Annotated in this window: 35 protein-coding genes; 2 read left to right on the plus strand and 33 right to left on the minus strand. The window is 69.2% G+C overall.

Annotated features, from left to right (window positions below; all coding sequences use genetic code 11):
- From thyX to ABT336_RS14490, 20 genes are all read right to left on the minus strand, one after another.
- On the minus strand, positions 1-365 hold a 365-nt coding region (thyX, locus tag ABT336_RS14395), incomplete at its 3' end, for an FAD-dependent thymidylate synthase (RefSeq protein ID WP_350897036.1).
- Positions 365-649 carry a hypothetical protein gene (locus tag ABT336_RS14400; protein WP_350897037.1) on the minus strand — a complete coding sequence of 95 codons (285 nt, stop codon included), beginning with the start codon at positions 647-649 and terminating at the stop codon, positions 365-367. The genes thyX and ABT336_RS14400, both read right to left, overlap by 1 nt.
- A 59-nt stretch (positions 650-708) precedes the next feature.
- Positions 709-1,011, minus strand: a complete 303-nt coding sequence (locus tag ABT336_RS14405; RefSeq protein ID WP_502891180.1) for a WhiB family transcriptional regulator — start codon at positions 1,009-1,011, stop codon at positions 709-711.
- Positions 1,008-1,370, minus strand: coding sequence for a DUF4326 domain-containing protein (locus ABT336_RS14410; RefSeq protein WP_350897038.1), 363 nt, complete (start codon positions 1,368-1,370; stop codon positions 1,008-1,010). Before ABT336_RS14410 ends, ABT336_RS14405 begins: the two co-directional genes overlap by 4 nt.
- A complete protein-coding gene (locus ABT336_RS14415; protein WP_350897039.1) occupies positions 1,367-2,272 on the minus strand; it encodes a DUF5131 family protein in 906 nt (301 codons plus the stop codon). The genes ABT336_RS14410 and ABT336_RS14415 overlap by 4 nt, the downstream gene beginning before the upstream one ends.
- Before the next feature lies 1 nt (position 2,273).
- Entirely contained in the window at positions 2,274-2,480 is a 207-nt protein-coding gene (locus ABT336_RS14420) for a hypothetical protein (RefSeq protein ID WP_350897040.1), read from the minus strand.
- The gene (locus ABT336_RS14425; RefSeq protein ID WP_350897041.1) at positions 2,473-2,847 is read right to left on the minus strand and encodes a VRR-NUC domain-containing protein; all 375 of its coding nucleotides are present in this window, start codon (positions 2,845-2,847) and stop codon (positions 2,473-2,475) included. Before ABT336_RS14425 ends, ABT336_RS14420 begins: the two co-directional genes overlap by 8 nt.
- Positions 2,844-3,212: a hypothetical protein gene (locus ABT336_RS14430; protein ID WP_350897042.1), complete on the minus strand. Its 369-nt coding sequence runs from the start codon at positions 3,210-3,212 to the stop codon at positions 2,844-2,846. The genes ABT336_RS14425 and ABT336_RS14430 overlap by 4 nt, the downstream gene beginning before the upstream one ends.
- Positions 3,212-3,355, minus strand: coding sequence for a hypothetical protein (locus tag ABT336_RS14435; RefSeq protein WP_350897043.1), 144 nt, complete (start codon positions 3,353-3,355; stop codon positions 3,212-3,214). Before ABT336_RS14435 ends, ABT336_RS14430 begins: the two co-directional genes overlap by 1 nt.
- Positions 3,352-3,723 (minus strand): hypothetical protein, encoded by a 372-nt coding sequence (locus ABT336_RS14440; RefSeq protein ID WP_350897044.1) that lies wholly within the window; start codon positions 3,721-3,723, stop codon positions 3,352-3,354. Before ABT336_RS14440 ends, ABT336_RS14435 begins: the two co-directional genes overlap by 4 nt.
- Positions 3,724-3,733: 10 nt before the next feature.
- A complete protein-coding gene (locus ABT336_RS14445) occupies positions 3,734-4,240 on the minus strand; it encodes a hypothetical protein (protein ID WP_350897045.1) in 507 nt (168 codons plus the stop codon).
- A complete protein-coding gene (locus tag ABT336_RS14450) occupies positions 4,240-4,587 on the minus strand; it encodes a hypothetical protein (protein WP_350897046.1) in 348 nt (115 codons plus the stop codon). The genes ABT336_RS14445 and ABT336_RS14450 overlap by 1 nt, the downstream gene beginning before the upstream one ends.
- Positions 4,587-5,261, minus strand: a complete 675-nt coding sequence (locus ABT336_RS14455) for a hypothetical protein (RefSeq protein ID WP_350897047.1) — start codon at positions 5,259-5,261, stop codon at positions 4,587-4,589. Before ABT336_RS14455 ends, ABT336_RS14450 begins: the two co-directional genes overlap by 1 nt.
- Positions 5,258-6,160, minus strand: a complete 903-nt coding sequence (locus ABT336_RS14460; protein WP_350897048.1) for an exonuclease domain-containing protein — start codon at positions 6,158-6,160, stop codon at positions 5,258-5,260. Before ABT336_RS14460 ends, ABT336_RS14455 begins: the two co-directional genes overlap by 4 nt.
- Complete coding sequence (locus tag ABT336_RS14465) at positions 6,157-6,864, minus strand: ERF family protein (RefSeq protein WP_350897049.1); 708 nt, start codon at positions 6,862-6,864, stop codon at positions 6,157-6,159. Before ABT336_RS14465 ends, ABT336_RS14460 begins: the two co-directional genes overlap by 4 nt.
- A complete protein-coding gene (locus ABT336_RS14470; protein ID WP_350897050.1) occupies positions 6,861-7,685 on the minus strand; it encodes a PD-(D/E)XK nuclease-like domain-containing protein in 825 nt (274 codons plus the stop codon). Before ABT336_RS14470 ends, ABT336_RS14465 begins: the two co-directional genes overlap by 4 nt.
- Entirely contained in the window at positions 7,685-7,870 is a 186-nt protein-coding gene (locus ABT336_RS14475) for a hypothetical protein (RefSeq protein ID WP_350897052.1), read from the minus strand. Before ABT336_RS14475 ends, ABT336_RS14470 begins: the two co-directional genes overlap by 1 nt.
- A complete protein-coding gene (locus tag ABT336_RS14480; RefSeq protein ID WP_350897053.1) occupies positions 7,867-8,487 on the minus strand; it encodes a hypothetical protein in 621 nt (206 codons plus the stop codon). Before ABT336_RS14480 ends, ABT336_RS14475 begins: the two co-directional genes overlap by 4 nt.
- Entirely contained in the window at positions 8,484-8,768 is a 285-nt protein-coding gene (locus tag ABT336_RS14485) for a hypothetical protein (protein ID WP_350897054.1), read from the minus strand. Before ABT336_RS14485 ends, ABT336_RS14480 begins: the two co-directional genes overlap by 4 nt.
- Positions 8,765-8,941 carry a hypothetical protein gene (locus tag ABT336_RS14490; RefSeq protein WP_350897055.1) on the minus strand — a complete coding sequence of 59 codons (177 nt, stop codon included), beginning with the start codon at positions 8,939-8,941 and terminating at the stop codon, positions 8,765-8,767. Before ABT336_RS14490 ends, ABT336_RS14485 begins: the two co-directional genes overlap by 4 nt.
- A 124-nt stretch (positions 8,942-9,065) precedes the next feature.
- On the opposite strand from ABT336_RS14490, the gene ABT336_RS14495 reads away from it, so the two are divergent.
- Positions 9,066-9,263 (plus strand): hypothetical protein, encoded by a 198-nt coding sequence (locus ABT336_RS14495; protein ID WP_350897056.1) that lies wholly within the window; start codon positions 9,066-9,068, stop codon positions 9,261-9,263.
- 287 nt (positions 9,264-9,550) lie between these two features.
- Here the strand turns inward: ABT336_RS14495 and ABT336_RS14500 are convergent, their stop codons facing one another.
- From ABT336_RS14500 to ABT336_RS14555, 12 genes are all read right to left on the minus strand, one after another.
- Entirely contained in the window at positions 9,551-9,919 is a 369-nt protein-coding gene (locus tag ABT336_RS14500) for a hypothetical protein (protein ID WP_350897057.1), read from the minus strand.
- Positions 9,912-10,310, minus strand: coding sequence for a hypothetical protein (locus ABT336_RS14505; RefSeq protein WP_350897058.1), 399 nt, complete (start codon positions 10,308-10,310; stop codon positions 9,912-9,914). Before ABT336_RS14505 ends, ABT336_RS14500 begins: the two co-directional genes overlap by 8 nt.
- Positions 10,303-10,560, minus strand: a complete 258-nt coding sequence (locus ABT336_RS14510; RefSeq protein WP_350897059.1) for a hypothetical protein — start codon at positions 10,558-10,560, stop codon at positions 10,303-10,305. Before ABT336_RS14510 ends, ABT336_RS14505 begins: the two co-directional genes overlap by 8 nt.
- Entirely contained in the window at positions 10,557-10,835 is a 279-nt protein-coding gene (locus ABT336_RS14515) for a hypothetical protein (RefSeq protein ID WP_350897060.1), read from the minus strand. The genes ABT336_RS14510 and ABT336_RS14515 overlap by 4 nt, the downstream gene beginning before the upstream one ends.
- A complete protein-coding gene (locus tag ABT336_RS14520; RefSeq protein WP_350897061.1) occupies positions 10,832-11,287 on the minus strand; it encodes a hypothetical protein in 456 nt (151 codons plus the stop codon). The genes ABT336_RS14515 and ABT336_RS14520 overlap by 4 nt, the downstream gene beginning before the upstream one ends.
- Positions 11,288-11,639: 352 nt before the next feature.
- The gene (locus ABT336_RS14525) at positions 11,640-11,912 is read right to left on the minus strand and encodes a hypothetical protein (protein ID WP_350897062.1); all 273 of its coding nucleotides are present in this window, start codon (positions 11,910-11,912) and stop codon (positions 11,640-11,642) included.
- A complete protein-coding gene (locus ABT336_RS14530) occupies positions 11,909-12,085 on the minus strand; it encodes a hypothetical protein (RefSeq protein WP_350897063.1) in 177 nt (58 codons plus the stop codon). Before ABT336_RS14530 ends, ABT336_RS14525 begins: the two co-directional genes overlap by 4 nt.
- Positions 12,086-12,212: 127 nt before the next feature.
- A complete protein-coding gene (locus ABT336_RS14535; protein WP_350897064.1) occupies positions 12,213-13,835 on the minus strand; it encodes a DNA cytosine methyltransferase in 1,623 nt (540 codons plus the stop codon).
- On the minus strand, positions 13,835-14,080 hold the full coding sequence (locus ABT336_RS14540; protein WP_350897065.1) for a hypothetical protein: 246 nt from the start codon (positions 14,078-14,080) through the stop codon (positions 13,835-13,837). Before ABT336_RS14540 ends, ABT336_RS14535 begins: the two co-directional genes overlap by 1 nt.
- Before the next feature lie 200 nt (positions 14,081-14,280).
- Positions 14,281-15,069, minus strand: a complete 789-nt coding sequence (locus tag ABT336_RS14545) for a phage antirepressor N-terminal domain-containing protein (protein ID WP_350897066.1) — start codon at positions 15,067-15,069, stop codon at positions 14,281-14,283.
- Positions 15,066-15,371 carry a hypothetical protein gene (locus ABT336_RS14550; RefSeq protein WP_350897067.1) on the minus strand — a complete coding sequence of 102 codons (306 nt, stop codon included), beginning with the start codon at positions 15,369-15,371 and terminating at the stop codon, positions 15,066-15,068. Before ABT336_RS14550 ends, ABT336_RS14545 begins: the two co-directional genes overlap by 4 nt.
- Entirely contained in the window at positions 15,368-15,619 is a 252-nt protein-coding gene (locus tag ABT336_RS14555) for a helix-turn-helix domain-containing protein (RefSeq protein ID WP_350897068.1), read from the minus strand. The genes ABT336_RS14550 and ABT336_RS14555 overlap by 4 nt, the downstream gene beginning before the upstream one ends.
- Before the next feature lie 140 nt (positions 15,620-15,759).
- Between ABT336_RS14555 and ABT336_RS14560 the strand changes: the two genes are divergently transcribed.
- The gene (locus ABT336_RS14560) at positions 15,760-16,170 is read left to right on the plus strand and encodes a helix-turn-helix domain-containing protein (RefSeq protein WP_350897069.1); all 411 of its coding nucleotides are present in this window, start codon (positions 15,760-15,762) and stop codon (positions 16,168-16,170) included.
- On the opposite strand, the gene ABT336_RS14565 is transcribed toward ABT336_RS14560, so the two are convergent.
- Positions 16,167-17,516: a tyrosine-type recombinase/integrase gene (locus ABT336_RS14565; RefSeq protein WP_350897070.1), complete on the minus strand. Its 1,350-nt coding sequence runs from the start codon at positions 17,514-17,516 to the stop codon at positions 16,167-16,169. The genes ABT336_RS14560 and ABT336_RS14565 overlap by 4 nt on opposite strands.
- Positions 17,517-17,886 lie beyond the last annotated feature (370 nt).

The raw sequence follows: 17,886 nt of genomic DNA on the forward strand, positions 1-17,886 counted from the left end.
GGCTCCACCATGGCCGCGTCCCGCTCCGGGACGTACCGCTGGGACAGCTGGGAGTACGAGAAGTGCCGGTGCCGGATCAGCTCGTGGGTGAAGGAACGGGAGACCCCGGTGAAGTAGAAGGTCACCGACCCGTGCTCCAGCACCGACAGGTGCCCGATTTCGAGGATGTGCGCCAGGTAGCCGGCGTTCGTCGCGGTGGCCGGGTTCGGCTTCTTCCAGCTCTGGTAGCAAGCCCGTCCGGCAGCCTCGGCGAGGGCTTGGCCGCCGTCGGCGTCGGTCGACCAGCCGGTCAGATTCTCCATGAGCGGCGCGTTGAAGTGAGTCCAGCCGATCAGGTGGACGGCGGGCTGAACGTTTCGGGTCATCACGCCACCGCCTGGCCGTCGGAGAACGTTGGGGCCTTCGCTGCCGGGCACCCACCACGCGCCCGCAGTCGTTCCCGGCCCCGCCACGCCACACCAGCGGCGGTGACCGTCACCGAGCCGTCGTAGCCGAGTTTCAGGTAGCCGCGTGCTTCGGCGGCGTGCACCTGCTCGGTGACGTTGACAGTCCGCCGCTGCCCGGTTTTCACGTACTCGTAGTCGGGGTTGCGGGTGATGTTGCCGTTGGTGGCGGCGTCGATGATGCGTTCGTAGGTGCGGTAGTCCATGTTCCTGTTCCTGTGGGTGGTGCCCGCCCCGGTGAGGGGGCGGGCCGTCGAGCAGGTGGTCATGCGGCGGTCCGCAGTACGGTCAGGCCGCCACGGCGCTTGACGGCACGCCGCTCGTCCTCGGTCATGCCGCCCCACACCCCGTACTCGGTGTTGCTGCCCAGGGCCCACTGCAAGCACTGGTCGATGACGGGGCAGCGGCGGCAGTTGGCCTTGGCCTGCTCGGTCTGGAGTAGGGCGGGTCCGGAGGTGCCGATCGGGAAGTGCAGCTCGGGATCGTCGTCGCGGCAGACTCCCCGGTCACGCCACCGGTCGCCGTGGTCGGTGGACAGGTAGTTGGCGGCAGACGACCGGCCCCTCACAGCGACACCGCCTGACGGCCGAGGCGGGCAGCCCTACGGATCAGGGGATCACCGTGGCAGGGCTCGCCCGGCGCGCACGGGCACGCCAGATCCTTGCCGACGAGCAGGTGCAGGTCGTCGAGGATCCGCTGCCGGCGGGCCGGCTCCACGCTGGCGTACTCCGGCTCACCGTCGAGCCACCGGTCGTACGAGTCCACGCACACCTTGCGGGCGTCGGCCTCGTTGTCGGCGAACCCGTTGGCGACGGCGTCGGCGGCCTTGAACGGGTTGCCGTAGCGGCTGGTGCGGTCGATGATCACGGCGTTGTGCGGCTTGCGCCACCCGGGGGTGCGCAGGCGCTGGATCCGCTGCGGGCTCACGCGGTCACCGCCACACGCTGGGCCGGGTACTCGCGGACCCGCAGATCGGTCGGCCAGGATTCCCACTTTCCGCCCTTCGGATCCGTCCGGGCGACAGCCTCGCCGCCGACGGAGGTGTCTCGCGCCCACACCGACCCGAGCTGCTTGACGAACAGGGCGGTGCCCGCGTCCTGCGCCTTGGCGGCCAGCTCACGCACCCAGCCGAGGTCGAGGGGTCGGGAGCCGGGTCCGGACTCGCCGCCGACGATCAGCCAGTCGATGCCGGTCAGGTCGAGCGACGGCAGCGGCCCGAGCAGGGGTTCGGCGGAAATGAACCGGACGGCGGCGTTGGTGTTGCGCAGCGCATCGGCCCGGCCGGTGTGCTCGTCGGACTCGATACTGGTGCCCAGCCACACGTTCGGCAGTGGCCAGGTCGCCTCGTAGAGGGTGTTGGCGACGGTGGTGAAGCCGTTTGCTTCGGCGGCTTCCAGCAGTGCCTGGCCGCCGCCGTCGATCTCCTCACCGATCAGCCGCTGCATCCGCTCGGGCCGCTTACTCAGGATCTGGTAGGTGTGCTGCGGAGTGGCGGCCATGACCGCGAAGACACGAGCCACGAACGACCTCGGCACCCGGGCGTGGAACAGGTCGCTCATCGAGTTGACGAACACGGTGCGCGGCTTGCGCCACTTGAGGGGGGTGCCCAGCTCGTCGGAGTGGACGGTGACGGCGAAGCCGGGGCCGGAGGTTACCGGGTGGCCGTCGTTCTGGTACTTGTCCTGGCCCATGGCCTTGAGTCTCTTGGCCATGGTGAGCGCGTAGCAGTTCGTGCATCCGTCGCTGATCTTGTCGCAGCCGGTGGTGGGGTTCCAGACGGCGCCGATGGTGCCGGGTCGCTGGGTCCACTCGATGTTGGTGTCGGCCATGTCAGGCTCCTTCGGGGGTGTGGTTGGGGGTGCGGATGGCGCCGACCTGCGCGACGGCGCGTCCGATGACGGCACCCAGGTCCCGGGCTTCGGTCGGGCTGTACCACTGGCCGCCGATGTAGATGGCGGCGCCGATGCGCTGAACGGTCAGGCCGTGGCGGGTGGTGTAGGGCAGGGCGGGCCGGGTGGCCAGCAGGGCGTCAGGCACCGGCCACCTCCGACAGCAGGCGGGAGACTGGCCTGCGGATCGCCTCCAGCTCGGCCTTGATCCGCCCCGACTCCATGTCGCGGGGCTTCCACACCGCCACATCCGCCCCGGCCTCAGCGAGCCATCCGGCCCACTGCCGCTGCTCGGGGGTGCGGGAGCCGGTGGCCGACTTCAGTTCGCGGAAGAGGATGCCGCCGGGGCCGACGATGGTGAGGTCGGGCCAGCCTTTGCCGTCGCCGCCGACCGGGGTGATCCACCGGCCGGTGCGGGTGAGGGCGGGCCGGAAGTGGGCGGTGTGTAGGTGCAGCAGCTTGCACATTTCGAGCACCTGCCGCTGCAACGCGTCTTCGGGCTTGCGGCCGGTCACAGGGCCACCGCCACATTCAGCTCACTGTTCTTCGTCTGCCATCCCCACCGGGAGGCATCCCGGGCCGCGACGAGACGCAGCCACCGGTCCTCCGGCACGAACCGCATTCCGTCGTCCAGCCACCACACCCAGCCGCCGGTCTGCTTCTGCAACCAGTCGAGCTGCGGCATGTGCCGAGTGATGTCGTCAGAGTGATCGGCAGGCCACCAGTAGGCACGGCCGGTGGCACGCCAGTCGAGCAGCGCGTGCCACAGGTTCCATTCGGTGCTGGTCATCCAGCCGGCGGCGTACACCTCCTGGGAGATGTTGGACATGTACTCGCCGAGCAGGTTGGCGCCGGGGTTGTCGGTGAGGGTGGCGGCCATCAGGGCTTCACCGCCCGTACCTGCTCCTTGACGGCGAACCGGATGGCCACCCCGTCGTCGGTGGTGTGCACGGTCGCCCAGTCGTCGAACACGGACATGTCCTCGGGCAGGGCGTTGGCCCGCTGGTAGTCGGCGGCGTTCACGCGGCCACCCCCGCCTCGTACGAACCGGTGATCTTCGCTGCGTCCCCGTACTCAGCGGACCCACCGAACCGGACACCAACCCACTTGTCGTGCGTCGACCCGTCTTCCTCGTACCGCTGGTCGAACAACGCCACGAACCGGGCCCGGCAGTCGTCCCCCTCGTCGGAGGTGTCCCACCCCTCCTTCGACCCGTCGGGCAGGAACACGTAGGAGACGTAGTCGTTGACGATCGACTTGACCGGGCCGATGACCAGCGGCTGGAACGGCGGGGGCAGCGATGCCCGGAACGCGTTGATGTCGGGTAGACCGCCGGGCCGGCAGTCGGCGTCGGTGGTGACGATGATGGCGTCGTGTGCGATGTATCCCATGGGTGCCTCCTCAGGCAGGAATGTGGTTGGGGGTGGTGGTCATGGAGCCGGCGGCGGTCAGCAGCACCGGCAGCGGGTGGTGGCGGGTCAACACCGGCGTCGTCTCGGCGTCCTGGTGCTCGCGCAGCAGCCAGCCCATCGCCTCCACCCGCACCCGCACGTCACCGGTGGGGCTGGTCACCTGCTCGTGGTGGGGGCGGCAGGCGGCCAGTAGCCACGCCGCCCCGTTGATGCGGGCAGCGGCAGCACCGTGCCGTCCGCCGGTTTTGCGGTTGAGCCGGTGGTGCAGGTCGGTGGCGGTGTGGGGGCAGCCGGGCCATTCGCACCAGCCGCCGGATCGGGCGGCCACCAGGGTCCGCACGGACGGGGTGGGGCCAGTGTTGGTCTTGCGGGTGGGGAAGGTGCTGCGGGCCGGAGTGCCGTTGGTGAGGGTGGAGAACGGGCTGCGGTTGCCCTGCTCGGCGAGACGCTGACGCCTCTTCTCCGACATCGCCCGCAGCGGGGAACGGCGCTCCATCAGTGCCCCGTAACCGCATACATGGACCGCACCGAGGCGTTCACGCTCTGCCAGGCGCGCAGCTCCATCTCCAGGGCCTTCGCCGTCCGATCCGCATACCGGTACGCCACGTCGGCGGCGTCCCGAGCAGCACGCTCAGTCGCAGTCGCCAGCTCGGCCGCGTACTTCTTCTCCGTCTGCGGCCCCTGATGCGCCATGTACGCCCGAGCGAACGCCTGGTCATAGGCGGTGTCGGCCTTCAAGAACGCGTCGTACCGTTCGGAGCACACCCGCACCCCGTTGGCGATGCGGTCGGAGCAGGACCGGATAGCGGCCTCGATGTCGACCGGGTTGAGAACGTCAGCCATCAGGCACCACCGAACGGTCGGATCGGCCAGTCGGTGCTGACGCCGTCGGCGCGCTCCCGCAACTTCTTCGCGTCGGCCCGCGCGGCCGCACGCTGTCTGGCCGCGCTCCTTTCGCACGTCCGGCAGCGGCGAGCACCCTTGCGCGAGAGTCGGGTGTTAGCGGGAGTCCACGCGTGCCCATTCGAGCACGCGTCAGTCCGGACCGGGCCGCTACGGCGGCGATTGTTGGCTTGTTCGGCCATGGTCGCCCACCGGCAGTTCTCCGGTGAGTACGGACCGTTGCTGTCGATGCGGTCCAAGGTGTGGTCAGGGAGGCGTTCGCCCATGTCGGCAAGGAAGTTCTCGAAGCTCATCCACCGTTCGCAGACGGTGATGCCACGGCCCCCGTAGTACGGGTACTGCGTGCTGCTCTTTCGGGTGCAGCGGTCCAGCATGTTTCGCCATGAGCGGTGAGCGGGCGTGCCGTAGCCACCGTGAGTCGTGTGCGTGGTGGCTGCAACCTCGCGCGAGAGGCAGCCGCAGGATCGGGAGTGCCGTCCAAGGTTGCTGTAGTTGATTCGCGCCTCGGTGCCGCAATCACAGCGGCAATCCACGAACATCTCGCCCGGCCGGCGGGAGCCGATCACGGTCCATCGGCCCGCTCGCGCGCCGGCAACAACTTCAGATGCCTTCATGCTGCACCACCGGCTGCTGCCGCTTCGGCCTGGAAGTTACGAATCGGCCACTCGCTCGACACGCCGTCTGCCCGTCGCCGAAGATCCTCGATGTCGCGCAGCAGTAGATCCCGCTCGCCGAGGTCGGTAACCGACGCGGCCCGGTACTCGTCCTCCGTCGCTTTCTGCCGCCAGTACCGGGCGAGCCCCTCGGCCTGCTTCGCGTACAGCACCACCTGGGCGGCGTGCACCTCAGCCAGCGTCAGCCGGCCGAACTTCTGGAAGCTGTCGACGATGTTCTCCGGGTACCGCCGGTCCGCGTACAACTCCCGGACCGCCCCCGGATCGGCGATGGCCTTCTGCGCCCGCTGGCCGATCATGAACACCACCCGGGCAGCGGCCAGCGCGTCAGCCGTGCAGTCGTGGGCGGTGTCAATCCGCGCCCCGTACGTGGAGCACAGGTCGGTCAGCTTCCGCTTGCCCGGCCGGTACCGGTCGAGGGCCTTGTCGAGGCACATCGGGTCGACCACCGAGCTGATCGGCTTGCCGTCGAGCCGCACGTCGATGGTGGGCAGGTTGTGTCGGCGCAACTCCCGGTCGAGCAGCGTCAGGTCGTAGGGGGCGTTGGCGATGACCAGCGGGGTGCCAGTGGCGAGACCGGCGGCCAGGTCGGCGGCGATCCACTCCAACTCCTGGGCCGGCTCCCGGCCCTCAGCCTGTACCCGCTCGGTCGTCCACCCGTGAATCTCGGCGGCGGACTCAGGGATCTCAACGCCGGGGTTGATGACGGTGGACCGGATGTGCGGCTCGTGGCCCGGCTCGATGAGGACGACGGCGGCGGTGACGATCCGGTCGGTCTCGACCGAAACGCCGGTGGTCTCACAGTCGTAGGCCAGCATCGGGCCGAGGTGCCAGGTCACGCCGGGCTCCCAACCGCCTCAGCCTGCGGCTTGGCCGCCCGCTGCTGCGCCAGATCCCGCTCCGCCTGCTTGATGACCCGGCCCGCCTCGAAGTGGGTCAGCTCCGTCGCCGACGACACCTGACGCTTCACCACGTCGACCGCGTACTTGAGCTTGTCCGCCCGGTCGGTGACACCCAGCTCGGTGAACACCTTCTGGAGGCGGCTCTGCTGCTCACCGGTGATCGGCTGCTTGCCCTGCTCGGCCGGCTGCTGCGGCTGGCTGCGGGCGTCCCGGCGCCGCTCCGCGCCCTTCTGCGCCACCACGGCGTCGTTGTCGTCGTCGTCCGGGGCGACACCGGTGACCGCGCACAGGCAGTACCGGCGGGCGTAGGTGATCGCCGAACCGATCTCCTGCGGGGTGCCGCGCTCAGGCAGCGGGTACACGCCGGGGATGACCTCACCGGACACGTGCCGCAGCTCGTAGACGAGCACGAATTTGCCGTCGTTCACGGTCGGCCGGGAGGTGAAGGCTAGGCCGAGCTTGCCCAGGATGGGTAGAACCTGGGCGGAGACTTGGGCGAGGTCGGCGTACGTGTAGCTGTACTGGGCGCCGGTCCGCTCCGACTTCACCTTCGCGGTCTGGTCCTTCGTGATGCGCGGAAGCTGGGTCTGGAGTTCGGCCAGCGCGGCGTTGATGCCACTGGTGGTGATGGTGTCGGTCACAGGAGGATCCCCTCGTGGTGGCGGCGCTCCGCGTACGCGGGCAGGGAAATGACTTCGATTCCGTCGCTGTAGGCAGGCCACACGCCGGTTTCGGTGCAGTCGCGGAAGATTTGCAAGGCGAGCCGGTTCCGCTCGTAGCCGATCTTCAACGCGGTGTCGTCCAGCTCGACCGCCGTCACCAGGTAGGGAGGGGTCTTCGACTGGAAGACGAAGGTGAACGCGGCGTCCGGGGCGACAAGGTCCAGTTCGATCGCCCCGGTGCGGTACCAGTCGTCCTGCTGGTGGTAGCCGAAGTTGTCGACGGCCTTGGCGATGTGCCCGGGGTTCGCGCTGGTGGTGGTCTTGTAGTCGACGATCCGGTTGGTGGTCAGGTAGTCCAGCCGGGCCCGGCACTGAACGCCGGTTTCCGCGTCGACCCAGAACAGGGACTGCTCGGCGACCCCGTCGGGGGCGAACAGTTCGGCGGCCCGGGGGTGCTGCCGCAGCTTGCCGGCCATGGCCTGGACGGTGTCGAACTCGGCGGGCAGGAGCGGAATCTCACCTCGGGTGTAGGCGGCGTCGCGGTCTTCACGGGCGGCCTTTGTCTGGTAGTTGCCGGCGTCGACGACGTGGATTTCCGGCCCGGCACCGAGGACGAGCATGTGGGCGGCGTGCCCGAGGTCGAACTCCCGCTTGTGCTCGGATCCGTTCTCCCGGTCGTGGTGGAACAGGGCGGGGCAGGACGGGGATAGGAGCTTCCGGGCGCCGGTGGACGAGAGCGCGGGGTGGGCGTGGTAGTCGTCTTCGGTCATGTCGTAGACGCCGGGGACGGTGATGGTCATCAGTCGTCGTACCTCGCGTCCTCGTTCAGGTAGGCGGTGAGGCACACGGGCTTCCAGCAGAGGGCCAGCAGGCCCGGCGTCGGCCGCCCGCAGGTGGGGTAGGCGTGCCCGGTGGGTGGGGGCGGTACCGGGGGCAGCGGGGGAGGGGTGCCGGTCGGCGACTCCACCAAGGCGGCGGCGGTCACAGGCCACCCGCCCGCCGGTCGTACACCGTCACGAAGTCGTGGATCCCGGCGAACTGCACCGGCCGGTGCTCTGCCACTTGAACCCACTCCGAACCCAGCAGCTCGAACATTGCGTCGTCGCCGCAGCAACCCCCGTAGCCTTCGCCGACGTACACGATCCGGTCGCCCTCGTAGGCGCGGATGATGTTCGTGCCGGTCGGCTCGTCGTAGGGCGGCCACGCCAGGAAAAGGGACCATCCGGCGCAGCGACGGGCGACAGCCTTTATGGCGTCGTCCTGCTTCACCCGCGTGTGGGTGACCCCGGCGTGGTGGTAGTGGTTGGTGGTTTCGTTGGGCGGCTGGTGGTCAGATGCGACCACCTCGACGCCGGCCTGGCCGAGCAGGTACGCCCAGTAGCCGGTGCCGGCGAGCGGGTCAATGGCGAGACCGTTCAGGTGTTCGGCGACGAAAGCTACGGTGGCCGGGTCGGTGATGGTCCAGGCGTAGCGGTCGGTGAGTGCGGTGCGGCGCGGCGAGTTGTTCTCGGCGGGCCACGGGTACGGATCGACTTGGCCGTTGGTGGCGTGGTCGCGGATGGTGTCCCAGTAGGGGTTGATGATTGCGGTGGCGAGGCTCACGCGGCCACCTCCGCGCCTTCGGGGCAGTCACCGCAGTCCGGACCGGATGCGCCCTTCGGCCCGCAGTAGCGGCACTGCTCAGCCAGCCACATCGCGTACTCGTCGGCATCCACGGAAGCCCAGAAGGTGTACTCCTGCGCGCCGAGGAACCTGTCGTAGTCGGCGATCAGGGCGGCGTCACCGGGGCGGGCCTTGATGCCGTTGTCGCTGCGGTAGAGCGCGTCCTTGGCGGCGTGGATGTTCAGGGCCGGGGCGGCCGGGGTGAACACGACGGCGGTCACTGGGTCACCTCTTCGTACTTCTTCCAGAAGTTCTCCAGCCGCACGTGGGACAGCCGGGCTCCCTGGACGGCGACTTCGGAGTTCCACTCGGTGCCGGTGCAGTTGGTGACCTGGACTTCGACACCGTCCTTGAGGCGGCGGTACCGACCCGGCTTGGGCTTGACGTAGGACATGCGCCATCGACTCCAGAGGTAGGAGGATTCTTGGCAGCTCATTCCCTGATCAGGGTGGCTAGCCACCTCAAAGATTACACGGTACCTTGCAGCGGTGGCTAGCCCCTCTGACAAACTGATGCCCATGCCGAGCGTCCACCGCCATCCGGCCATCACGCCGCGACCGCCAGCCGAGCTGCGCGAACGCGCGAAGATCGCCGTTGCCGAGGTCAACTCAGACCTCAACGCGCACGTGATTGCGTTCCTGCGATGGCTTGTGCACGACCAGGACGAACCCCCGGCGCGACCGGCCAAGCCGATCCCGAAACTGCCGGAGAAGTAGGAGGGCGGGGCGTTCACTGGGCACCCGCCGCCAGCTCGGCCGCCCACCCCGGCAGCACCCCAACCCGCTCCGCCAGCCGCCCAACGCACGGCGGACACCACGACAACCCTGCCGGCGGCGCAGCGGGCATCGGATCCACGATGATCGGCTCCGACCGGCGGACACCCCACCCGTGCACCCCACACAGCGCGGACCGGCCCGGGAATTTGCCGTCTTCGCGCATGATGTGCAGGCGGGTCACCCGGGACGACGGGTAGCCCCGATAGAAGGCGCGCGCCGGACGCTGTTCAGCCACGGCGCACCTCGGTCAGCGGCCCCCACGCGTCCAGCAGATGCGGCGTGAGCAGAACCCCGCCGCATTCCGGGGCGTGGTTGTCCGGGTCGAAGTCCCGCATTTTCCAGGAGTCGCGGAGGGTGCTCGCCGGGTTGGTGGACTGCCGCACCCACACGTGCCCGTCGAGGTCGTATGCCCGCGCAACGTCGTGGGGGATGGTGTCGCCGGGCGCCCAGGTGCGGGCCCCGTTGGTTGTCCGTTCGCGTCGGACGATCGCCACGGCGGTTCGGGCGTGTCTGTAGGCGTCGTGGATGTTGACGCCTGCCTGCCGGAACTCGTCGGCGAGGAGCGCCCACAACCTGCCGTCCTTCGGCCTAGCCACGACTCTCACCGCCGTACGGCAGCCCGAACGACCGGCAGCCGATCATGGACCCGCCGAGGTTGCGAACCGCCTCATCCGGCACGAGCAGATCCCGTCGGTCCGGATTGGCCAACCCCACCACCAGGGCGACCACGAACCACACCCCCCGCTCGGGCGGCGGCAGGTTCGACGAACCGTGATGCTGAACCACGTTGACCGGAATCTCCGCGCCGTTGAACGTCAAGGGCGACTCCACCCGGATGCGCGTCTTGTCGAGTGGGGCGCGCATCTCTGCTGGGGCGGGCGGGATGACTGCGATCGGCTGGACGCTGCCGGGTTCGATGCGGTCCGGGCAGTCGGGCGGGTAGACGTGCATGTCGTGCGGGGTGAGGTTGATGATCTGGTCAGCCACGGTGCACCTCCCGGGCGGCGGGCATGACAGCAGTGGTGTCAGGGCGGCGGACTGCTGGGACTCGCACCACGCCCGGCGTGAACCTCGGCCCACCGTCCGGGGTCTCGGTGGTTTCCGTGCGCTCCGGCTCACTCGCGGGCGGGAGCAGCCACAGGGAGAGGCCGACCGCGACCAGGGTCACCGCCAGCCAGGCCACGAACCCGATCAGCAGGTCGGAGGGGTACAGCTCGATGGGTTGGGCGGTGTTCACTGGTCGTCTCCGCTCGTGCTCGGGGTGGCCCCGCACCCACGTCGGCCGGTCGGCTTAACCCAGGTGATGCCGTCGTCCGGGTGTCCGGGGGTGATGCCGCTGCACCGGCCGCATGCCTGCCTGCGCGCCTCGGCGATTTCGGCCGCGTGTTGGAGGCGCGCCTGGGCGAGGCGTGCGGCGAGGTGGTCGCGGTTGGCTTCGGTGTCGACGAGCAGGGTGGCGAGGGTGGTCTGGTTGGACAGCCACGCCCACACCCAGCGGATGGGGCGGGTCACCGGCGGCCTACCAGGGGGTGCAGAAACTGGGTGCGGTCGGGGTCGTCCCGCCGACGCCGCACCGACTCTTCGATGGCATCGCACCATGTGCGTGTGTCGATGGGGGTTGCCTCGACGGGGGCGGGCTGGTCGTCTGCTGTGGTGACGGCGTGCCGGCCGACGTGCACGGTGTTGCCGGGCCACACGGGCGGGGCGGCAGTGGTGAGGGCGGGCGGGGTCCACGCGTGGATCTGCCCGTCTACCGGCGGCGACGGCTGCTGGCGGCGCAGGTCTGCTCGGTGCTGCGCCTCCCGGGTGGGAGCGAGTACCTTCGCGTACTTGACTTCGACGGTGGCGTCGGCGTTGCGACGCTCGCGGCGTGCCAGTCCGATGAACCCGGCGAGGACGAGTCCACCGGCGGCGGCGAATCCGAGGATCACGACCACGTTCATGGCCGAGTCTGCGCTGTTCACGCTGTCAGCCCCCATGTCTCTGCGGAGGTGGGCACGCGGTTGCGGTCGGCACCAGTCAGGCGGCGGGAGGTGTAGCCGGGTCCTTTGTTGAGGGCGGCCATGGCGGCGGGGGCGAATGCGACGGTTTCGCCGTCGATGTCTCGCGCCCGGTTGTTCGGGGCGGTGGGGGTGGGGACTTGGGCGACGCCGACGGCGCGGGGGTGCTGGTTGGTGCGCGAATCCCATTCACGGGACTCGATAGAGCGAGGGGTGTTCACGGTGAGGCTCCCTTCCGGGTGGTGCTAGGGGATGGGGGTGCGCCCCGCCGCCCAGACCACACAGGTCCAGGCGGCGAGGCGCGGAAGGATGAACATCAGCGGCGCCGGCCACGCAGACGGGCGGCTGGCAAATTCCGGGCCAGAAACTCCCGGTCCACAAGCGGCGGCAGCACATCGGCAGCCTTCGCCTCCATGCCGGTGGCCTCACCCCACCGGTTGACGCATTCCAACCGGTTCGGGGTGTGCAACCAGCGAGACGCCTCCATGGCCGCACGGTTAGAAACCAGCAGACGCACCAGCGGCTCACCGCAGTGCACGCACGTCCGATCCGACTCGTATCGGGCGGCCCGGCCGGGGGTGGCGGTCACCGCGCACCCCCGGCGGTGGACACGATCTCGACCGCACGCTGGCCGGACCGCACCGACTCCAGGAGGCCCATCCGGGCAGCCAGACGCTCGGCGTGGGGCAGATCAGCCGGACCCACCTCAACCACGACCTGACGGCCACCCGGCGCGGTGGGGGCGAGACGCAACACCATCATCACCAGCCACCCCCCAGCCGGTAGACGACGACACCAACCTGGACGGCGACCGGCAACCCGGCCGCCACGATCAGCCAGGACACAGACCGGGCGGCCCGGTGACGGCGCACAGCAGGAGACAAACGGGTCACGCCGCCACCCCCTGAACGGCCGGAGCCAGCAGCGACAACGCGACCGGGAATGTCGGCAGAGACGACAGGGCGTAGCCCACCACCGGGCCGAACACACCGTTCCCGGCGATCCGCAACGAGTCGTTACGGGAAACCACATCGGTCAGGAAGCCGGGAGGGGCGGCCATCATCCACTCGGGGAACGGGGCAGCGAGGCGCGGGTTGCCGTTGCGGCCCGGCTCGGTCGGCGCGGGCACGGCCAGGTCGAACGCGACCTCGTGGCGACGCACGGCCAGCTCGTACTTGCCGAACATGCCCGCGAGCGAGTCGCCGTCGGGCAGAAGGGCGGCCACCTCGGACAGGGGGCGGCCCTCGGGGTACGGCTTGCCTTTCCCACGGCCCGCGACGCGGGCCGTGGGAGTGGGGAACATGGGCAGAATCACCTGCGACAGCGGCGGGCGGAAACCCTCCGACGCCCTACGACCGGGAGTGCCCGTGTCGGTGGCCCGGGGGGTGGGTAGCGGATGCCACGACGCTGGTGCTTCGTCGAGCGACTGAAGTTCACGTGGCACCTCGCCCCGTGCCAACTCCAGCGCCTGCTCGATCGACGGCGAGGACGCCGAGTTCAGGATCGCCGACCGGCCGGTGCGGATGGCAGACACGCGAGGCGTCGGGAGCAGTGCGATCGCGTCTTCGAGGTTGCGGCGCCCCGATTCCATGCGTTGGGCGGCAGTCTCCGGAGAGGTGTGCCGGCCGCGTCGCTCGCCAGCGGTAGGGGTGGGGAGTAGAGAGACGACAGGCCGAAGGTCAGGGCCGCCGCTGTCGTGCGCCCCAGCACCGTTCGTGTCACTGGTACGGGGGGTGGGCAGCAGGTCCACACCGTTGTCCCCGCACGTGTCGACCGGCAGCGGCCACACCAGGCCAGCACGGGAGATCCCCGACGGCGGCCACTTGATCGCCTGCACGTCACCGAACAGCACCCGCTGCACCGGCAGCCACACGTCACCACTGCGCTCCGCCGCAGGCTCCGACGACGGCACCCGAACAGCAGGCGAGCGGACAGCCAGCACGAACAGGCGATGCCGGTGGTGGCAGGCACCCACCTTGCATGCCCCGATCACCGTCCACGCCACCGTGTAGCCCAGCCGGTCCAGGTCGGCGAGGATGAAACCGAATACCTCGCCCCGCTCGATACGCAGCAGGTTCGGCACGTTCTCCAACACCACGACCGGCGGCATCAGAGCCTCGATTGCGGGGACAACGCCGGTCGGCCACAGGTGCCGCTCATCGGCGGACCCCCCCCGCTTGCCGGACGGGCTGAACGGGGTGCACGGAAATCCGGCACCGAGCAGGTCAACCGGCCTGGCTATCGCCTTCCAGCCTTCAACTCGGCGCGCGTGACGTTTCGCTGCCTGCCTCGCACGGCGAGGTGCGTTGAGCCTGCGGCGGGGGACGCCGTACGGTCCGCCGGGCGGGTTCGTGATGTCGCCGAGGTTCGGCACTCCCGGCCAGCGCGTGGCGAGGACACGCGCGGCGGCCGGGTTGGTTTCGGCATGCCACACCGAGGTCACCCCGAACACGTCTTCGAGAGCGCGGGTGAGGAGTCCCCCACCGGCGCACAGTTCGGCCATGGTCGGCATCAGGCGGCCACCTTCTGTGCGGCGAACCTTTCGGCGGCCTCGACGTCGTCGGTGAGCGCGAACGCGGCCCGCAGCTCGTTCGGGTCGGCGGTGCCGTAGGTGGCGACCAGCTCGGCTGGCGACTGGCATGGCGGCACATCGGCGATGTCGGCCACCAGTGCGGCGGTCCACGCCTCGGCGTCAGACGGCGACGGCAGGGCACGCCTGTCAGCCGTTCGGGTGATGTGCTGTACTGGAACGGTCATTAGCCGATGTCTCCTTGCAGGTGTTCGGTCGGTTGATGGCTGAGCGCTCACGGCCGCAATCCGTGGGCGCTCGTCTGTGTCAGGGGTTGGGCAGGGTGGGGCCGGCGGCTGCATGTCCTACCGGCCCCACCGCTTCCCCCAGGTCCCTCACGGGGCCGCTTCGGTGGGTGTAGGTGCTGTGCTGCATCTGGGGTCTCCGGTTAGGCACTGAGTAGCGCCATGGGCGGGTCGTAGTCGGCGGCCCACCCGCGCTCCCAGACCTCGTCGAACAGCGGCCGGTCCGCCTCCGTGTAGCCGGCCACCCGCCGGGTGGTGCCGCCGACGAACCGATCCACCATCGGCGGGTCCTCGCCGTGCGCGGTCACGTACGCGGCCTTGAGGCGCTTGCCGAACACCGACGCGATCGACCGAACATCTGAACCGGTCAGCCCGCGCTCCTCCAGGTACTCGCCGGTGGTAAGCGGGCGCATCTCGGCGGGCACCTCGGGCTCCTCACCTAGGGCGCGGGCCACGACGTGGCGGGTCTTCGCCTCCAGCCACTGCTTGCTGACCAACCCGTCGGCGAGGCGCAGTACACGCATCTGCCGTTCGGAGTGGCCGATGATGACCTCAAGCTGGTCGCCGCTGGCGCGAGGGTTGATGACGCCACCCCGGGTCCAGTACGCCTCAATGACGTCGGCCACCTCCTGCTGGTAGGCGATCAGGAGGGGGCGGGCGTGCTCGGCGACCCGTGAGGCGGGGATCGTGGCGAGCGCCATCAGGAAGGTGCGGACGTCGGCGGTGACCATGTCGCGGGTCTTGCCGTCTGCGGCAACCACCTCCGTAACAGCGGTGGTTGCCCAGGGCTGGTCCTTGACCTTCCGGATCTGCCGGTCGGCGTCGAGGCCGATCGCCTCGAAGGCGGTTCGGAGGACGACGTGGGGTCGGCCGTCGACCTCGACGGCGAGCAGGTCGGTGCCGTGGAATGGGATGCGGGCGATGTCGGTCATGCGGCACGCAGCCCGGTGCGGCGGGTGTGCAGCTGGCGGCTGGCGGCGATCGCGGCAGCGATGTCGTCGTCCGGATCCGGCGCGGCCACGGCGCGCACGTTGGCGGTGGACCTTTTGGCGCGGTCGGCCAGCAGCTTCTGCACCTGGTGCGGGTACATGCGCCGGTGCTGCTTTTTGGTGCCGTCGCCGATGGGGGTGTGTTCGATGGTGCCGTTGCGGCAGCCGCGCTCGATCATGCGCAGGGACAGGCCGGTCATGGCGGCCACCTCGGGGAGCGTGTATGGCCGCTCGATGCCGTTCATGCGGCTGCTGCCTGCATGTCGAGGTGGTCGCGGTCTGCGATGTCGAGGGCGGCGCAGATTTGGTTGTAGCGGGCGGGGGGGACGGTGCGGCGGGTGCCGCGTTCGATTTGGGAGAGGTATCCGATGGAAATGCCGAGCCGGGCGGCGAGCTGCGTGATGGTGAGCCCGGCGGCCTTGCGCGTGCGGCGCAGCTTGTCGCCGTCGATGACGACGCTGGCATGGGCGACGCTGGCATGCTGGTTGCTCATGCCCAACACTGTACAAAGCTGCACAACGGTTGGCTAGAGTTGAACCGCTTTGATCTCTAATTTAGATCAACTCTTGTCAACCATGCACAACACGTGACCCGGTGCTTACCAAGATGCACCTTGACTGACACCATGCACATGTGGTCAACGCTGGGGAGCGCAAGCGACCAACTCTCGGGGAACTCGTCCGCGCGCGACGCGAGAGCTTAGGTCTGTCACAGAACGACGCCGCCGACATGGCAGGCGTGTCCAGAGGCACATGGGCGAACGTCGAAGCCGACGCACGCAAAACACAGCCTCACAACTACGCCGGGATCGAGCAGGTCCTGCAATGGGAACCTGGCAGCATCAGACTCGTCAACGACGGCGGCGAACCAGTCGTCGCCGCACCCGACGTCACCCTGGACCGTCTCGAAGAGAAAGTCCGGGCGATCAGCGCCAACCCAGCCAGGTCGGAGCCGCTACGACGGTGGGCGGCATCCGTCCTCGACCAGATCCAACAACTGCGGGAAGCCGACGAGATAGAGGCCAGACGGCAGCGGGGCGCCTAACCTTCCTCGTCATCGACGGCCGCCCTGGACGCCGCCAAGCTGTCTAGGCGGGCCCTGTGCTTGCCCTTCAACGCGTGCCCGTAGATCGTCAACGTGGTCAGCGGGGACGCGTGCCCCAACCGGTCCTGAACCTCGTGCAACTGCCAGCCCGCTTTGATCAGGTCACTGGCGTGGGTGTGCCGGCCGTCGTGCATGCGCGGCCGGCGGCGCAGCACCCCGGGGCATCCGCACGTCGACACCTCATCGGAGCGGAGCTTGCGGGCCGGCCCACGGCGAGGCTTCGGTGGCGGCGGTGGGGGGTGTTCGTCGCAGCGCATGGCCTCCGCTACCGCCACCGCCCAGTGCCGCCGGTTCAGGTTGTTCTCCGCCCACGTCCGCTCCGCCCCTTTCAGTTTCTTCTTCCCGGGGCAGGGGAAGATCAGGTCACGGGGGCGTTTGCCCTTGCACCGGGCCGTCAGCACCTTCGCCACCTCAGTCGACACGGGCACCACCCGAAACGACTTCGCAGACTTCGGGAGGCCGATCCGGCCGCCCTTCTTCAACGCCCGCCGCACCCGCAGCTCCGGCTCGTCGCCCTCGATGGTCACGTCCTGGATCCGCAGGACGAGGGCTTCCCCGAGGCGGATGCCAGTGTTGACGAGCACAAACCACAGGTCTTGTATGTGCGGGTCGCAGGAGGCGTGGATCCGGTCGACCTCGTTGGGGGTGAGGAACATGCCCTCGAACGGGGTGACCTTCGGCAGGCCGACCCGGTTCTTGCGGACCCCTGCCGGGCGGGCGGCCGGGTTGCGGGGGATGAAACGGGGGACCGCCGACCCGAGGACCAGGTGCAGCACCCCGTGGGCGGTCCGTAGCGACTGCGCCGAGATCGGGTGACCGCCGGGGTTGGCCTTGGTCCGCCGCACCCGGGTCGCCTTCAACGTCTTGACCCAGTCAATGATCACGTCCTCGTCGATCTCGTGCAGGTACTTGTGCCCGAGGTAGGGCAGGATCCGGGTCGTCAGCACCTGTATGTACCCAGCGAGGGTGTCGGGTTGGATGTCGTCGTAGCCGGGGGCGTCCGGGTTGACGGGTTCCCTGCTGGCCTGCCACAGCTTCGTCCAGTCGGCGAAGGTGATCGCCCCGTCGGGTGGGCTGGCGTCCTCGCCGAGGATGGCTTTGAGGACTTCGGCGCGGGTGATCCGGTGGCCGTGGCCCTCGGTGAGTTTCTTTGCACGCTTGGCCAGGACGTGGGCGGCTTCCAGCTTCGGGGCGGTGAACGACGCGGACTGTCGGGCGCCGTCGCGGGTGCCGCCGAGACGCCAGGTGACCCGGTAGCTGGATCCCCGTTTTTCGATCGTGGCCATGGCGGGACGATAGTCGGATTCGGTGCCCCCATGGGGTCACGAAGTGCGTCTCGCGTGTCGTCTCGTGTCGTCCGGTGTCGTCCTGGAACCCTTGTTGAGCAGGGGTTGCGGGTTCCGGCGCAGGTCAAGGGTCTGTTCGGGAACCGATTCCTAAACCGTGTGTCGCAGGTTCGAATCCTGCCGGGGGCACCTCGAAGATCAGCAAAAACACGTTCTGGCCTGCGGACACTCTCCTTGATCGATCGGCCGACCTGCGCAGCCGGATGCCACCCGAAGCCACCGTTTGCAGCCCTCCGTGCAAAATACGTGCAATGATCTTGGACCTCTGAGAGCGTCCGTTCCCGCAGGTCACAGCACTCAAAAGCGAAGA

Origin of the sequence: Micromonospora sp. NPDC000207, from assembly GCF_040300925.1 — a bacterium.
In the GTDB taxonomy this organism is placed as follows: domain Bacteria; phylum Actinomycetota; class Actinomycetes; order Mycobacteriales; family Micromonosporaceae; genus Micromonospora.

What these genes read in the sequence shown, in the direction of transcription:
- ABT336_RS14400 (WP_350897037.1), bottom strand. Translation starts at nt 649, where the DNA reads ATGGACTACCGCACCTACGAACGCATCATCGACGCCGCCACCAACGGC.
- ABT336_RS14415 (WP_350897039.1), bottom strand. Translation starts at nt 2,272, where the DNA reads ATGGCCGACACCAACATCGAGTGGACCCAGCGACCCGGCACCATCGGC.
- ABT336_RS14430 (WP_350897042.1), bottom strand. Translation starts at nt 3,212, where the DNA reads ATGGCCGCCACCCTCACCGACAACCCCGGCGCCAACCTGCTCGGCGAG.
- ABT336_RS14440 (WP_350897044.1), bottom strand. Translation starts at nt 3,723, where the DNA reads ATGGGATACATCGCACACGACGCCATCATCGTCACCACCGACGCCGAC.
- ABT336_RS14445 (WP_350897045.1), bottom strand. Translation starts at nt 4,240, where the DNA reads ATGGAGCGCCGTTCCCCGCTGCGGGCGATGTCGGAGAAGAGGCGTCAG.
- ABT336_RS14450 (WP_350897046.1), bottom strand. Translation starts at nt 4,587, where the DNA reads ATGGCTGACGTTCTCAACCCGGTCGACATCGAGGCCGCTATCCGGTCC.
- ABT336_RS14455 (WP_350897047.1), bottom strand. Translation starts at nt 5,261, where the DNA reads ATGAAGGCATCTGAAGTTGTTGCCGGCGCGCGAGCGGGCCGATGGACC.
- ABT336_RS14470 (WP_350897050.1), bottom strand. Translation starts at nt 7,685, where the DNA reads ATGACCATCACCGTCCCCGGCGTCTACGACATGACCGAAGACGACTAC.
- ABT336_RS14490 (WP_350897055.1), bottom strand. Translation starts at nt 8,941, where the DNA reads ATGTCCTACGTCAAGCCCAAGCCGGGTCGGTACCGCCGCCTCAAGGAC.
- ABT336_RS14495 (WP_350897056.1), top strand. Translation starts at nt 9,066, where the DNA reads ATGCCGAGCGTCCACCGCCATCCGGCCATCACGCCGCGACCGCCAGCC.
- ABT336_RS14530 (WP_350897063.1), bottom strand. Translation starts at nt 12,085, where the DNA reads ATGATGGTGTTGCGTCTCGCCCCCACCGCGCCGGGTGGCCGTCAGGTC.
- ABT336_RS14535 (WP_350897064.1), bottom strand. Translation starts at nt 13,835, where the DNA reads ATGCCGACCATGGCCGAACTGTGCGCCGGTGGGGGACTCCTCACCCGC.
- ABT336_RS14540 (WP_350897065.1), bottom strand. Translation starts at nt 14,080, where the DNA reads ATGACCGTTCCAGTACAGCACATCACCCGAACGGCTGACAGGCGTGCC.
- ABT336_RS14545 (WP_350897066.1), bottom strand. Translation starts at nt 15,069, where the DNA reads ATGACCGACATCGCCCGCATCCCATTCCACGGCACCGACCTGCTCGCC.
- ABT336_RS14550 (WP_350897067.1), bottom strand. Translation starts at nt 15,371, where the DNA reads ATGAACGGCATCGAGCGGCCATACACGCTCCCCGAGGTGGCCGCCATG.
- ABT336_RS14555 (WP_350897068.1), bottom strand. Translation starts at nt 15,619, where the DNA reads ATGAGCAACCAGCATGCCAGCGTCGCCCATGCCAGCGTCGTCATCGAC.
- ABT336_RS14565 (WP_350897070.1), bottom strand. Translation starts at nt 17,516, where the DNA reads ATGGCCACGATCGAAAAACGGGGATCCAGCTACCGGGTCACCTGGCGT.